This is a genomic window from Acinetobacter sp. V89_4 (genome assembly GCF_029967875.1).
Taxonomy (GTDB): Bacteria; Pseudomonadota; Gammaproteobacteria; order Pseudomonadales; family Moraxellaceae; genus Acinetobacter; species Acinetobacter oleivorans.
Map to the genome: position 1 here is coordinate 595,368 of NZ_JASCAI010000028.1, position 13,272 is coordinate 608,639.

At 36.1% G+C, this 13,272-nt stretch carries 16 protein-coding genes; 3 read left to right on the plus strand and 13 right to left on the minus strand.

The features are described from left to right. Positions 1-63: 63 nt before the first annotated feature. The 5 genes from trpB to QLG01_RS14415 are packed head-to-tail and all read right to left on the minus strand — an operon-like array spanning position 64 to position 4,075. Positions 64-1,269, minus strand: a complete 1,206-nt coding sequence (trpB, locus tag QLG01_RS14395; RefSeq protein WP_282496798.1) for a tryptophan synthase subunit beta — start codon at positions 1,267-1,269, stop codon at positions 64-66. 37 nt (positions 1,270-1,306) lie between these two features. Next, entirely contained in the window at positions 1,307-2,494 is a 1,188-nt protein-coding gene (locus tag QLG01_RS14400; RefSeq protein WP_151988074.1) for a VWA domain-containing protein, read from the minus strand. 15 nt (positions 2,495-2,509) lie between these two features. After that, positions 2,510-3,361 (minus strand): MoxR family ATPase, encoded by an 852-nt coding sequence (locus QLG01_RS14405; protein ID WP_002113662.1) that lies wholly within the window; start codon positions 3,359-3,361, stop codon positions 2,510-2,512. Between the two features lie 29 nt (positions 3,362-3,390). Next, entirely contained in the window at positions 3,391-3,777 is a 387-nt protein-coding gene (locus QLG01_RS14410) for a hypothetical protein (RefSeq protein WP_282496799.1), read from the minus strand. Beyond that, positions 3,770-4,075 carry a YcgL domain-containing protein gene (locus QLG01_RS14415; RefSeq protein ID WP_005304960.1) on the minus strand — a complete coding sequence of 102 codons (306 nt, stop codon included), beginning with the start codon at positions 4,073-4,075 and terminating at the stop codon, positions 3,770-3,772. Before QLG01_RS14415 ends, QLG01_RS14410 begins: the two co-directional genes overlap by 8 nt. A gap of 471 nt (positions 4,076-4,546) precedes the next feature. Here QLG01_RS14415 and QLG01_RS14420 point away from each other — a divergent pair, with 471 nt between their 5' ends. After that, positions 4,547-4,711 carry a hypothetical protein gene (locus QLG01_RS14420; RefSeq protein WP_002113596.1) on the plus strand — a complete coding sequence of 55 codons (165 nt, stop codon included), beginning with the start codon at positions 4,547-4,549 and terminating at the stop codon, positions 4,709-4,711. 68 nt (positions 4,712-4,779) lie between these two features. Here the strand turns inward: QLG01_RS14420 and QLG01_RS14425 are convergent, their stop codons facing one another. The 3 genes from QLG01_RS14425 to QLG01_RS14435 form a co-directional block, all read right to left on the minus strand. Continuing rightward, entirely contained in the window at positions 4,780-5,115 is a 336-nt protein-coding gene (locus tag QLG01_RS14425; protein ID WP_081402159.1) for a hypothetical protein, read from the minus strand. Between the two features lie 178 nt (positions 5,116-5,293). Continuing rightward, positions 5,294-5,560: a hypothetical protein gene (locus tag QLG01_RS14430; RefSeq protein WP_005304955.1), complete on the minus strand. Its 267-nt coding sequence runs from the start codon at positions 5,558-5,560 to the stop codon at positions 5,294-5,296. 97 nt (positions 5,561-5,657) lie between these two features. Continuing rightward, a complete protein-coding gene (locus QLG01_RS14435) occupies positions 5,658-6,509 on the minus strand; it encodes a LysR family transcriptional regulator (RefSeq protein WP_282496800.1) in 852 nt (283 codons plus the stop codon). Positions 6,510-6,627: 118 nt separating this feature from the next. On the opposite strand from QLG01_RS14435, the gene QLG01_RS14440 reads away from it, so the two are divergent. Beyond that, positions 6,628-7,311 carry an NAD(P)H-dependent oxidoreductase gene (locus tag QLG01_RS14440; protein WP_282496801.1) on the plus strand — a complete coding sequence of 228 codons (684 nt, stop codon included), beginning with the start codon at positions 6,628-6,630 and terminating at the stop codon, positions 7,309-7,311. Positions 7,312-7,765: 454 nt separating this feature from the next. Here the strand turns inward: QLG01_RS14440 and QLG01_RS14445 are convergent, their stop codons facing one another. The 5 genes from QLG01_RS14445 to QLG01_RS14465 all read right to left on the minus strand — a co-directional run bounded on the left by QLG01_RS14445 (position 7,766) and on the right by QLG01_RS14465 (position 12,045). Beyond that, on the minus strand, positions 7,766-8,890 hold the full coding sequence (locus QLG01_RS14445) for an HRDC domain-containing protein (protein WP_111853826.1): 1,125 nt from the start codon (positions 8,888-8,890) through the stop codon (positions 7,766-7,768). A 324-nt stretch (positions 8,891-9,214) separates the two neighbouring features. Beyond that, entirely contained in the window at positions 9,215-9,811 is a 597-nt protein-coding gene (recR, locus tag QLG01_RS14450) for a recombination mediator RecR (protein WP_004792557.1), read from the minus strand. A gap of 9 nt (positions 9,812-9,820) precedes the next feature. Then, positions 9,821-10,150: a YbaB/EbfC family nucleoid-associated protein gene (locus QLG01_RS14455; protein WP_005304937.1), complete on the minus strand. Its 330-nt coding sequence runs from the start codon at positions 10,148-10,150 to the stop codon at positions 9,821-9,823. 281 nt (positions 10,151-10,431) lie between these two features. Then, positions 10,432-10,665 (minus strand): hypothetical protein, encoded by a 234-nt coding sequence (locus tag QLG01_RS14460; RefSeq protein WP_013198012.1) that lies wholly within the window; start codon positions 10,663-10,665, stop codon positions 10,432-10,434. 192 nt (positions 10,666-10,857) lie between these two features. Then, positions 10,858-12,045, minus strand: a complete 1,188-nt coding sequence (locus QLG01_RS14465) for an O-succinylhomoserine sulfhydrylase (RefSeq protein WP_282496803.1) — start codon at positions 12,043-12,045, stop codon at positions 10,858-10,860. A gap of 135 nt (positions 12,046-12,180) precedes the next feature. Between QLG01_RS14465 and QLG01_RS14470 the strand changes: the two genes are divergently transcribed. Next, positions 12,181-13,266: an alpha/beta fold hydrolase gene (locus QLG01_RS14470; protein WP_282496804.1), complete on the plus strand. Its 1,086-nt coding sequence runs from the start codon at positions 12,181-12,183 to the stop codon at positions 13,264-13,266. Positions 13,267-13,272 lie beyond the last annotated feature (6 nt).

Below are 13,272 nucleotides of genomic sequence, written 5' to 3' on the forward strand. Positions count from 1 at the left end.
ATTTAAATTTTTAAAATAAAAAAGCGGCCTTTAAATACTGACCGCTTTTGGAGATTAGTCGGCTTAAAGCTTAAGCTTTTCGGCAACATAATCAGAATCTTTATCTCCACGGCCCGATAGATTCACCACAATCATGGTTTCTTTCGACAGTTTTGGCGCTTCACGAATTGCCCATGCAACAGCGTGTGAGCTTTCAAGCGCTGGAACAATGCCTTCAACACGAGAAAGTGTCATAAAAGCATCTAAACATTCTTGATCAGTTGCAGTGCTATATTCAACACGACCTAAATCTTTTAAAAAACTGTGTTGTGGCCCAACACCCGGATAGTCTAGTCCTGAAGCAATAGAATGCACAGGTAAAGGTTCACCCGCCTCATTTTCAAGCACATAACACGCCATACCATGAATTTGACTTGGCTTACCTAAAGTTAGCGTTGCCGAATGCATATTGGTTTCTAAACCATGTCCAGCTGGCTCAACCCCAACAAGTTTTACATCTGAGTCATTTAAAAATGCAGTAAATGCACCTATTGCATTTGAACCACCACCTACACATGCCACTACATAATCAGGGCTTTTTCCAAATCTTTGATGCGTTTGATCTTTAATTTCATTACCAATAATAGATTGAAAATCTCGAACCATTTTAGGAAATGGATGTGGGCCCACAACAGAACCAATGGCATATATAAAGTTTTTAGGGTCTTTTAAATATTCTTCAAACGCACTATCTACAGCATCTTTTAATGTTGCTGTACCACGTGTAACTGCCACCAAATGAGCACCCAAAATTTTCATTTTGACCACATTTGGATGTTCTTTTTCGATATCGACTTGACCCATATGAATTTCACAGGGAATGCCTACTAATGCGCAAGCGGTTGCCAAAGCAACGCCATGTTGACCAGCACCTGTTTCAGCAATAACTTTCTTTTTGCCCATATATTTAGCAAGTAAAGCTTCACCTAAGCAGTGATTAATTTTGTGGGCGCCCGTGTGGTTCAAATCTTCACGTTTTAAGTAAATTTGTGCGCCACCTAACTGTTCAGACAAACGCTTCGCATGAAATAAGGGACTTGGACGGCCTACATAATTTATAAAGAGGTCTGATAGTTCATTTTGAAATTCAGATGTATGGCGAATTTCTTCATAGGCAACATTAATTTCATCCATTGCTTCTTTTAAATGTGGAGGAATGAATTGTCCGCCATATTCACCAAAAAATCCTTCTTCATTCGGCAAAGCAATACCGTTAATTTGATGTTGCATATCATCCCTCTTTTTTAAATTATTAAAGTTATTAAGCTTATCGAGAAAGGTAACGCGTCAAATCCTCAATGCCTTTTAGCGTCATTGGATACATATGATTTTCAAAAATCTCTTTAATCCAACCAATGGTTTGAGTGTAATGCCAATACCCTTCTGTTTCAGGGTTTAACCACGCTGTTTTATCAAAATGTTGACGTAGCCGACGTAACCAAACCTCACCTGTTTCATCATTCATATATTCAACCGAGCCACCCACCGATTTCAACTCATACGGTGCCATACTGGCATCACCTACGACAATTACACGATAGTCGCGTCCGTAAGTATGGAACAGATCCCATGTATTCATGCGGGTTGCTGTTCTTCGGTAGTTATCTTTCCAAACATAGTCATAGAGACAGTTATGAAAATAAAAGTATTCAAGCGTTTTAAATTCTGTTTTAGCTGCGCTAAATAACTTTTCACATTGGGCAATGTGTGCATCCATTGAACCGCCTACATCAAACAACATGAGCACTTTGATTCGATTTCGACGCTCTGGCACCATTTGAACGTCAAGAATACCCTGCTTGGCCGTTTCACGGATTGTACCGTCAACGTCTAACTCTTCGGCAGCACCTTGTCTTGCAAATTTACGTAAACGTCGTAAAGCAATTTGCATTTGGCGGGTACCAAGAACTTGGTCGTCATCTAGATTTTGGTATTTACGCTGTTCCCAGACTTTAACTGCCGAACGTTTACGCCCTGGTCCACCAATTCTGACGCCCTCTGGATGATCTCCAAAGGCCCCAAAAGGTGAAGTACCACCAGTACCCACCATGCGGTTACCACCCTGATGTTTTTTATGCTGTTCGCGTAACCGCTCTTCCAGCATTTTCATCAGTTCTTCTAAGGAACCTGCTTTTTGGAGTTCTGCTCGTTGTTCAGGAGTCAAATGCTTTTCTAGAAGTTCTAAATCAAACCAGTCTTTTGGTAACTTATTAACTTGCTTGAGCAACTCATCCAGATCAAAAGTTTCAATGCCATCAAAGTAATCTTTCATGGCACGATCGAACTTGTCAAAAAAGCGCTCATCTTTAACTAAAATTGTTTTAGCAAGTTGATAAAACTCTTCTTGATCAGCAAAAACTAAGCCTTCACTCACAGCACGGTTTAAGTCAATGAGTTCACGAGTTGTAACTGGAACACCGTATTTACGTAAGGTGTAAAATAACCGCACAAACATGGGTTATTCCCTCCTTTAACGTCGAGACATGAAAGCCAAACGTTCGAGGAGTTGCACATCCTGCTCGTTTTTGATCAGCGCACCATATAAAGGTGGAATCGCTTTTGATGTATCTCGATTGCGTAATACATCTTCTGGCATATCATCTGCCATGAGTAAGCTTAACCAATCAATTAACTCAGAGGTTGATGGTGGTTTCTTCAAATTAGGAATTTCACGTAGTTTAAAGAAAACCTGTAAAGCTTCGTTTACTAGGGTTGCAGAGATATTTGGGAAATGAACAGCAATGATTTCTCGCATTGTAGCTTCATCTGGAAACTCAATGTAATGAAAGAAACAACGACGCAAGAAAGCATCTGGTAATTCTTTTTCATTATTCGAAGTAATAATTACAATTGGGCGCTGTGTTGCCGTAATTGTTTCATTGGTTTCATAAACATAAAAAGACATTTTATCGAGTTCATGCAGCAAGTCATTTGGAAACTCGATATCGGCTTTGTCAATTTCATCAATTAACAAAACACAACGCTCTTCACTCGTGAAAGCTTCCCACAGTTTACCGGGTTTAATATAGTTCTTAATATCGTAAACTCGATCATCACCCAACTGGCTGTCTCGTAAACGAGAAACCGCATCATATTCATACAACCCTTGCTGCGCTTTGGTTGTCGATTTGATATGCCAAGTGATCAGTTTTAAACCCAAACTTTGTGCTACTTGTTCAGCAAGTAAAGTTTTACCCGTGCCAGGTTCACCCTTAATGAGTAAAGGCTTTTGTAAAGCACGAGCTGCTTTTACAGCGAGCTTAAGACTATCAGTCGCGATATATTGATCTGTACCGGTAAAATGTTGGGTATCAGCAGACATGTAAAGACCTTATTTTTCTATTTCAATGGTTAGATGGAACGCATGCTTTTGTTTGTTGAATATTTTGACCAACAATAGCCAACAACCAAACCTAGACCAACTACAAACAGAATTAAAGATAAATTTGACCAAATTAGAGGGCTATCTTTGGTTAAAACACCAAATAGAAGTCCAAAAATAGCAGGTGCTACCGATGCATTTGGTCCTTCAGACACTGTTGGGGTAACTAAAATAGCAAATACAATAAGCCAGCTAATTGCACCAAAAGTTGTAGGAAGGCGACGCATTAATCGCCACCAACACCATAAAGCAATAATAGCGCCTATTCCGTAAGCTGTTAAAGCAATAACACCTTCAGGAACAACATCCCAAAAAGAGAATAATTGATTCATTATTCCAGTTTGATCTTCACGCACCACGTAAGCCCTCTGGTTCAACCGCATTTGGGTTAATTAACCCTTCTGGTGGCATCTGAATAAAGAAACCTTTTGTTTGTAATGAGTCTAAAACATGTAAAACATTAGCACGCGCCAATTTACGTGTTGGAGCTAATTCTAAATGCATGACAAACGTTGCACGACCAAACGCTTGTAAAACAGCTTCAGGAACATTTTCAAACGGATCAGCTTGTTCCGCATCGTCAGGATAGTTTGGACGAGCAATATACATGTACATTTCATCTTTTTTGCTCGATCTATAAATATCACAGTGCATTTCAAATCAACTCTTGAACTAAGGACAGCATACATGAAAAAAAACGACTCACACACGCAGGTTTGTTTACGCATCAGTCGTTTTTTTAATTCTTGGGAAATATTAACCTACAACATTGATTAAGGTCGATAATAACTTTGTTCCAGATAAAAAGCACCTTCCAAAGTAAATTAATAAACAGTTGATTTTAAACATTAAACATAGTTTTCAACATTAATAAAATAAAAACAATTTTTAGGAAAAAAGAAAAAATGTTCGTTACTGAGTACTTTTTGTGATCTATTTTTAATACTTACACACATTAATATTATGAAATTTATGATATTAAAGTGAGGTATTACCCTTTTTAATTCACATTTAAGTAAAACTTCTAACCACTTAATATACATTGGGAGACATTACTTAACTGGTTTAAATTCTTAGCATGTTTAAATATTAAGTATCTTAATCATAGATGTGGAGGATGAACTTATGCCTCGCGGTGATAAAACAGCTTATACAGCAAAGCAAAAACGTCAGGCTAAACATATTGTTGAGAGTGAAGTAGACAGAGGTCATTCTCAAGAAGAAGCTGAACGAATTGCATGGTCTACTGTCAATAAACAAGATGGTGGCGGTAAGAAAAAGTCTCACTAAAACAAACATTAAATACTTCTTTAGCTTGGGCTAAAGAAGTATTTTCATCAAAAATAAATTAATAGTGTTTAGAAAACTCGAGAGCTCTTTATATAGTCATCGCTTACTTGATTTAAGGCATTCAAAATAGCGCTATCATTTTGACTTAATAGAGCTTCATTTAAACATTCCATGTAGTCTATAAGCATAGACTTAGAGGTGTTGGCAAATTCAGACGTTACGGCTTCATCTTCATATAAGATCACGTAGCTACGCGCAAAACCATAGATTAAATAGACGGCTGCTTTTTCTTTTGTATTTTGAGATTCTTTAAGAGACTGTTCACAAGCATTTTTTAAATCTTTAAATGCATCTGTACCAGTAGATTGATTTTTGAAAGATAAAAGTATTGTTTGGAAGTTCATATCCATATTCCACTCAAAAAGTAAAGCTACAGAAGAAGATGGAGTCTGTCAAATAATATCCTGATTAATATAAATTTAATTGTAAATAAATTTATATTTACTTCCCTTAAATCACGAAAAATCATGCATAAAAAACCACCCTTGTTTTAAGGATGGTTTGGTTAAAACACAACGATAATTAGAAGCTTATTTCAATTGTGATCGTGGTACCAGAGTGCTCAATATCAGTTGAGACATTAAACCCTCTGTTTTTAAGCTCCTCTTCAACCAGAGTAAGATGATCAGGGCTTATAGCATCAACAGGAAACCAGAAAGTTGCTTTTCGCTTTCCTTCCTTAGATTCAGACTCAGTACCAGTTAAAATTTTTTCCAATATGACGTCTTGATTTATTTTAAAGTTTTTAGCATTTTGACGAGCTTGTTCAGCATTAAAGTTGTTAAGCATATTTATCTCTCTAATTATTAATTTATCTAAGTTTATAGCATAAAAAGGCTATATGAGTTTTAGTGTTGTGTAGTTAAAACCAATCAAAGATATAAGTTTATTGGTTAAATAAACTTTCTACCCATTCAATAAATTTTCTCGCATTTCTATTTTTAAAATCTTCCTTATTTGGAATGTAGTAACACAGCTCTGATTGAATGGGTTTGGTTTTAAACTCCTGTAAGAGATTCGCCTTAACGAACCTATGGGTAAGTGTAGCAGAACAAAATACTAATCCATTGGCAGATAAAGCCTCATGTATGCCAAAAATTTCCTGATCAAATTTCTTAATTATCACCTTCTTTTGGTCCCATCCATTCACCTCAAGCCATGTGTCTAATGGTGGACTTGGTAATGCTTTATTTTTCCATTCTGTGGTAAATAACGTTATTGGCTCACTCGCATCTTTGGTCAGAGCAAGTTTAGATGCACCAAATACATTAAAAGACTCATATTTAAGGACATCTTTAGCTGGTACTGAAGATACATCACCATATCGAATAGGCAATGTATATAAATGACTTTCTAAAGCTTCGCCTGTAGAGAATTCAACTGAGATATCGGGGTGCAATTGATAAAATTCATTTATTGAAGGAATTAACAGCATTGCAGCGAGTGAAGACGTACTAGCCACTCTCACTACATTTCCATTTACTGTTATTTCATCTAATGCATCTTCAATTTTACGAAACCCTTCAGAAATTGCCCCAGCAAGTCTCTCTCCGATGGTTGTAAGCGTTATTTTTCTTACTTGTCGATGAAACAAATCAACATTTAATCTGCTTTCTAGATTAGTAATATGATGTGAAATCGCAGTCGGTGTTAATGAAAGTTCTTCAGCAGCCAATTTAAAACTCCCCAATCGAGCGGCTGATTCAAATGCCTTAAGTGCTTGCAAAGAGACTTGCATGCTTTCTCCAAAATTACATTTATAGGTGAACTAAACTCATCTATAAATGTAATTTTCTCGTTTGTCTACTTATCTTTTAAAACTCAAAATAAATTAAACCTTAACTTTTTTGGAATTTATGATGAGTAAAATATTACATATAGATGCTAGTGTAAGAGCTGCAATTAACCCCAATCCAAACCATAATTCGATTTCTAAAAATATTGCCAGTCGATTAGTCAGCTCATGGAAAAAGCAACTGCCTATAGATGAATATATCTATCGTGATGTAGGAATGAATCCGCCACCATTTATTACTCAAGACTGGATTGATGCTGTATTTACACCTGAAAATAAAAGAACTCAAGCTCAATGTGATGTTTTATCTATATCAGATCAGTTAATCGCGGAAGTTTCGAGTTCAGATATCATTTTAATTTCTTCCCCTATGTACAATTATGGTATGCCTGCTCAACTTAAAGCATGGTTCGACCAAATTATTCGGATTAATAAAACATTTGATTTTGATCTTGCTCGAGGAGACTTTCCTTTACAACCGCTTCTATCTGGAAAAATTTTAATCATTATCACCTCTAGTGGAGAGTTTGGTTTTGAGAAAGAAGGCATCCGCCATCACATGAATCATCTTGTACCTCACCTTCGCACGCTCAGCAAATATTTAGGCGTAGAGAAAGTTTATGAAATTGCTTCAGAATATCAAGAATTTGGAGATGCACGACATCTAAAATCTTTAGAAAATGCTTTTCAAAAAGCAGAGAAACTCGTAGCTGAACTTTCCGCTTCATATACAGAAAGTTCGTAAAATATGAGTCCTTAATTTTTAAAATTTAATAACCTACTGACTTTTTAACTGAATTGTATGATTAAAAATAAAAAGCCAACCCAATTGGGTTGGCTTTTTTATTTCTGCACCGAAACAAACTTATAGTTATATATTATTTATATTGAAATTGTTTTTCTTACAACCAAGAATATACAGACCTGTATGTTTAATCAATTGAATTTTTCTCATTGAAGAAGTTAATTTAATTCATTATCAATTTTACAAATTAAAATTACTTCAACCCATCACTTTACTAGCTTTTTAATAAGGTTAATTATTTAATATAGCTAACATAAACATTTACTTTATTAACTATTAATATTGAATATCTATTATTTATAAATAAAAACTACTCAATTTAAATTATTCATTACTGTTCATTAAAAAAGCCCATCACGAAGATGAGCTTTTAAATTTTAACTGTCACATCATTTTAAATGGATAGACTTTGTTTTTCTTCTTGAAATAACTGAATTAATGGTTGAGTTAATAGCTCGTAACGCCAACCCAAAAGATAATCAGGCAAATCTTGTTCATCCCCTTGAGAAAGAACATGTTGATGAATTGCATTTAGCCATTTCTTTCTAAGCAATACTTCTTTAGGAATAGACGTCTCACTTATTGCATGGGCAAGTACCATATCCATTTTATGCAAAGTTTCTTTAGATGTTACTTTAAAAGGTTTGGCAATTCTTGTTGGCCATTCACTTTCAATCGGTAAATCTTTAAGTAATTCTAAAATAGTTTTTCCATATTCACGAACTACATTTGGGCGAATATCTTTAACTTGCGAGAGTTGAAAACTATTACGTGGATTCTTTTCAACCATATCAATCATGGTCGAGTTTCTAAGAATAAAACTGCGTGGCTGATTCGTTGCTTTAACAATGTATTCGCGCCATTCACTTAAATTTTGCAGTTGCATCAATTGACGGCGCGAATGACGATAATTACCAACATCTGTATAAAGCAACTCAGTCGGCGTTTCACTAATAATTTCTTTAGTTAAACTACTACAATCTTCAAGAACATAGTCATAAAGCCCTTTCTGCTTAAGCTGTTCTTGAATATGATGCGCTAACTTCATTATATATAGAACATCATTTGCCGCATAACAAAGTTGCTGAGGCGATAAAGGCCGAGCTAACCAATCAGATCTTGTTTGATCTTTTTCAATGTCAATGTCGAGACAAAGCTTCAATGCACCTTGGTAACTTACTTGCAGCCCATGGCCTAAGAAAGAAAGGCCCACTTGAGTATCAAACACATTAAGCAGATCTTCTTGATCAGCGTAATGATAGATTAAATCAATGTCTTCCCCGCATGCATGAAAAATGTTCTGCTGAGCGAGAAATATTTTTTTCCAAAACTGACTTAGATCTAATGAAACACCATCCAACAGATAGACATCGCCATTTACATTAACTTGGCATACTCCAAGTTTAGGCCAGAGTGTGTCAACCTTAATAAATTCTGTATCAAGTCCATATATCGAACATTGATCCATTTTTTGAAGAACATCAACCAAATCGGTTTGCTGTTGGATAAACTGAAACATGCTTTCTCAAGTAAATGCAAAGAGTGCTTAGAACTCTGGTATATATAACATAGAAGTAGGAAATTACCACTTAAACCTTTATGAATACTCTATTTTTGAACAATTTTTCGAAAATAGATAACTTTTTGATCTTTTATTTATATTTTTAAAGTTAACTCCAAATATTCATTGTTTAAAATCTATAAGATCTTTTTCATTCTTATGGGCTTTCATATTTTATTTAAACTTTTTTAATTAAAGACAAAATAACATTCATCTTTTATAACTAAATTAATAAATCTAATTCAATTTTATATGACATCAATGAAACAAGCATCGAAATGCTTATTTCATTCTCATACGATTATGAACTGCCTGACTTAAGGTATGGCTATCTACATACTCAAGTTCACCACCTTGCGGTACACCTTGAGCAATACGTGTCATTTGTATAGGTAAATGCTTAGTCGCTTCTACCAAATAATGAGCGGTTGCCTGTCCCTCTACAGTCGCATTTGTTGCCAGAATCACTTCTTCAATTTTGCCTTGGCTTAAACGCTGAATCAGATAAGGAATACCAATTTCTTCTGGACCAATACCATCTAAAGGTGATAGATGCCCACCTAAAACATGGTATTTACCACGGAAACTTCCGCTTTGCTCAATCGCCATTACATCTGCTGGTGATTCAACCACACACAATAGTTGATCTTCTCGCTCAGTTGAGGCGCAAATATCACAAATTTCATGTTCAGTTAAAGAATGGCAAACGCTGCACTCATGAATATAACTTGAAGCTTCATGTAAAGCATGGGCTAATGCAAACGCACCTTCTCGATTTTTCATCAAAAGATGTAATGCCATACGTTGAGCCGATTTCGGACCAACGCTAGGCAATATACGTAAAGCTTGAACGAGTTGTTCAAATCTATCGCTAAACACAGAATTTCCTTAGAACATGCCCGCTAAGCCAGGTGGCAAGCCCATACCAGAATTCGCTTTTTGCATTTTTTCTTCAGAAATAACTTCTGCTTGACGTACAGCATCATTTACCGCTGCAGCAATCAAATCTTCAATCATATCTGGTTCATCTTGAAGTAATTCAGGGTTAATTTCGATACGTTTTACAAGATAGCGCCCAGTCATAGTTACTTTAACCAAACCGCCACCAGCTTCTGCATGAACTTCAGTTTGAGCAAGCTCTTCTTTCGCCTTTTTTATATTTGTTTCCATATCTTTTTGCATGCGCTGCGCTTGCTGCATGAGCATATTGATATTCATAACTTTACTCCGTATCTCTATCAAATCTTTAAAGTATTATGCGTTATCTGGTAATACTTTATAAAAACTTAATCTCATTGAACCAACCTATGCGATTAAAATACATACAGATTAGTGCATTGAACTCAAATTAATCCGTAATTCTGACACAATAGGCTAATGTTTTCTATCAGTATCTCTAGCTCTATTTTACGTAGCGACATGAGTAACATGCTCATACTTAGGTACACTTCCTAAATATTTAGATGGCATACATTAAAGTCTTGTAAAAACTCATAGCACTATTGAGATGCCTGTAGACCTTTATCAATTGTTTTATATTCACTTAAGGGAACTTTCTTAAAGGAGGTATTTGCTTCTTGAATAGATTTATCTGCTTCTTGAACAGACTTCTCTGCATTGTTGATCAATAAAGTTGTCTCATTCACTGGGTGCTGACTCGGTTTCGTCAGCAATTTGTATCCAACTACCCCGATTACCCCCACTACAACGACAATAGCAATAGGCTTAAGCATTTTAAAACTCACATTTCTTTTAATTAAATTTACAGTCTTTATACCTTGTACTCTTACCCCTCATTTAAACAAAAATGTAGTTTTTTTATTGTAATTCTGAAATTTGAGTAACATTTAAATATAAAAACCATCTCAATTAAAGAGATGGTTTCATGAAAAAATAACCCAAAAGAATTATTTCGATAAGGATAATTAAATCAGATCAAGACCACGTGAGATATCACGAATAATGTCATTAATATCTTCTAAGCCTACAGATACGCGGATTAACCCCTCTTGAATACCGGCCGCAGCTTTCGCATCAGCAGAAAGTTTGCCATGTGTAGTCGTTGCAGGATGGGTAATTGTTGACTTCACATCACCTAGGTTACCAGTAATCGAAATAAACTTAGTATTATCAATAACCTTCCAAGCACCTTCACGTTCGCCTTTAACAACGAAAGAAACAATCCCACCAAAACCTGTTTGCTGTTTAGCCGCAAGTTCATGGCCTTCATGAGCTGGTAAACCAGCGTAGTAAACTTTTTCTACTTTTTCATGAGTAGATAACCATTCTGCAAGAATTTGAGCACTCTCACAGTGTGCCTTCATACGCAAACGTAAAGTCTCTAAACCTTTTAAGAAAACCCATGCATTAAATGGACTCATTGATGGTCCAAGCGTACGGACAACACCAAAAACTTCTTCTAATAACTGATGATTACCGACAACAGCACCGCCTAGTGCGCGCCCTTGTCCATCTAAATATTTAGTCGCAGAGTAAATGACAAGGTCTGCCCCAAACTTTAATGGTTGCTGTAAAACAGGCGTACAGAAGCTGTTATCAACCGCAAGTAATGCGCCATTCACATGAGCAATATCTGCAAGCGCTTGAATATCTGCGATCTCAGCTAGAGGATTAGACGGCGACTCAACAAATAAAAGTTTAGTTTCTGGACGTACTGCTTTTTTCCAATCGTCCAAATCACATAAATCGACAAATGTAATATCTACACCAAACTTGGCAATATATTTTTCAAACAAGGCAACAACTGAACCAAAAACTGCTCTTGAGCAAATAACATGATCACCCGCTTTGAGATATGCCATAGTAACTGACAAAATCGCGCCCATTCCAGAGCTTGTCGCAACAGCACGTTCAGCACCATCTAAAGCCGCTAAGCGTTTTTCGAACATCGATACAGTCGGATTGGTAAAACGAGAATAGATATTTCCTTGAACTTGACCAGAAAATTTTGCTGCAGCTTCTTCTGCATTTTCATATACAAAAGATGATGTCAAAAAAATCGGTTCGCCATGCTCACCTTCAAAACTACGAGTATGTCCGGTACGAATGGCTAAAGTATCAAGTTGGTATTCTAAATCATCAGACTGGTTCATTAAATGTTCGCCTTTACTGGTCATGTACTAAAAAACTATCATCATTTTGAGTGTCTAAGGTATTTAAGGTCAAGGTAAACATTAAAATTATCGCTTAGACTTTATTTAATTTTAGTAAATAGTTGGTAAAGCAAGATGAAACGCTTAAAGTCCCTTGTCTCAGAACAAAGCCAAATCAAGCACCTTTCTGCCCGACTATTTCATTCAAAAACATTAGTACTATCACAAAGTACCCCCTTTGAGGTGATTGGCGAATTCAATCAAACCCGTATTCGTTATTACGCAGCAACACAAAAAAAATTTAAAGAACCATTAGTCTTTGTTGCCCCACTCGCAATTAATATGGCGATTTATGATTTATATCCTTATCGTTCTCTTATTAAATACTTTCAAAATGCAGGTTTTGATGTCTATTTGGTCGATTGGGGACGCTTAAAGTTTAAAGATAGATATCTTAACTTTTTATCATTTATTGAAGATTTCATTCCAAAAGCAATAGAACTCGTTCGTGCACATTCAGGAAGTGAGCAAATCTCGCTCCATGGCTGGAGTATGGCAGGCATATTCGTTACTTTATATGCTGCTCTGAACCAACCCAATCATATTAAAAATTTAATTGTTCTTGGTAGTCCAATAGATAGTTATGCATCTGGCCATATTGGTAAGCTCTATCAAACCATAAATCAGTTGATTAGTCGCAATAAGAAAATTCAGGAACGTATTTACTCTGGATTGCCAAAACGTCTGATCCACAGTCCCGGAATTTTAAATTCACTAGGTTTCAAAATTCTTGATCCTAAAGGTTGGTTAGATGGACATGTGCAATTGCTAAAGAATCTTGATGACCTGCAATTTGTACAAGAGCATGCCACCCTAAGTAACTTTTTAAATAATATGATTGACTATCCGGGTGGTATTAATCAGGACATGTTGTTTAATGTCTGGCTACAAAATCCGTTAAAACGTGGCTTTATTCAGTTAAAAGATAAGAAAATCGAATTAAAAAATATAGATTGTTCTCTCTTAGTTGGCGCGGGTCGTAGTGATCAATTGGTCACTGCTGACGCTGCTTCGCCATTAAGTCAATTGACAAGCAGTCAGGATGTCACGTTTACTCTCATCCCCGGTGGTCATTTAGGCCTAATGTCGAGTCAAGCAAGTGCTCTGGAGTTTTGGCCGAAACTGGCTGGATGGCTCGCCGAACGTTCAACACAAATTTAAGGATAA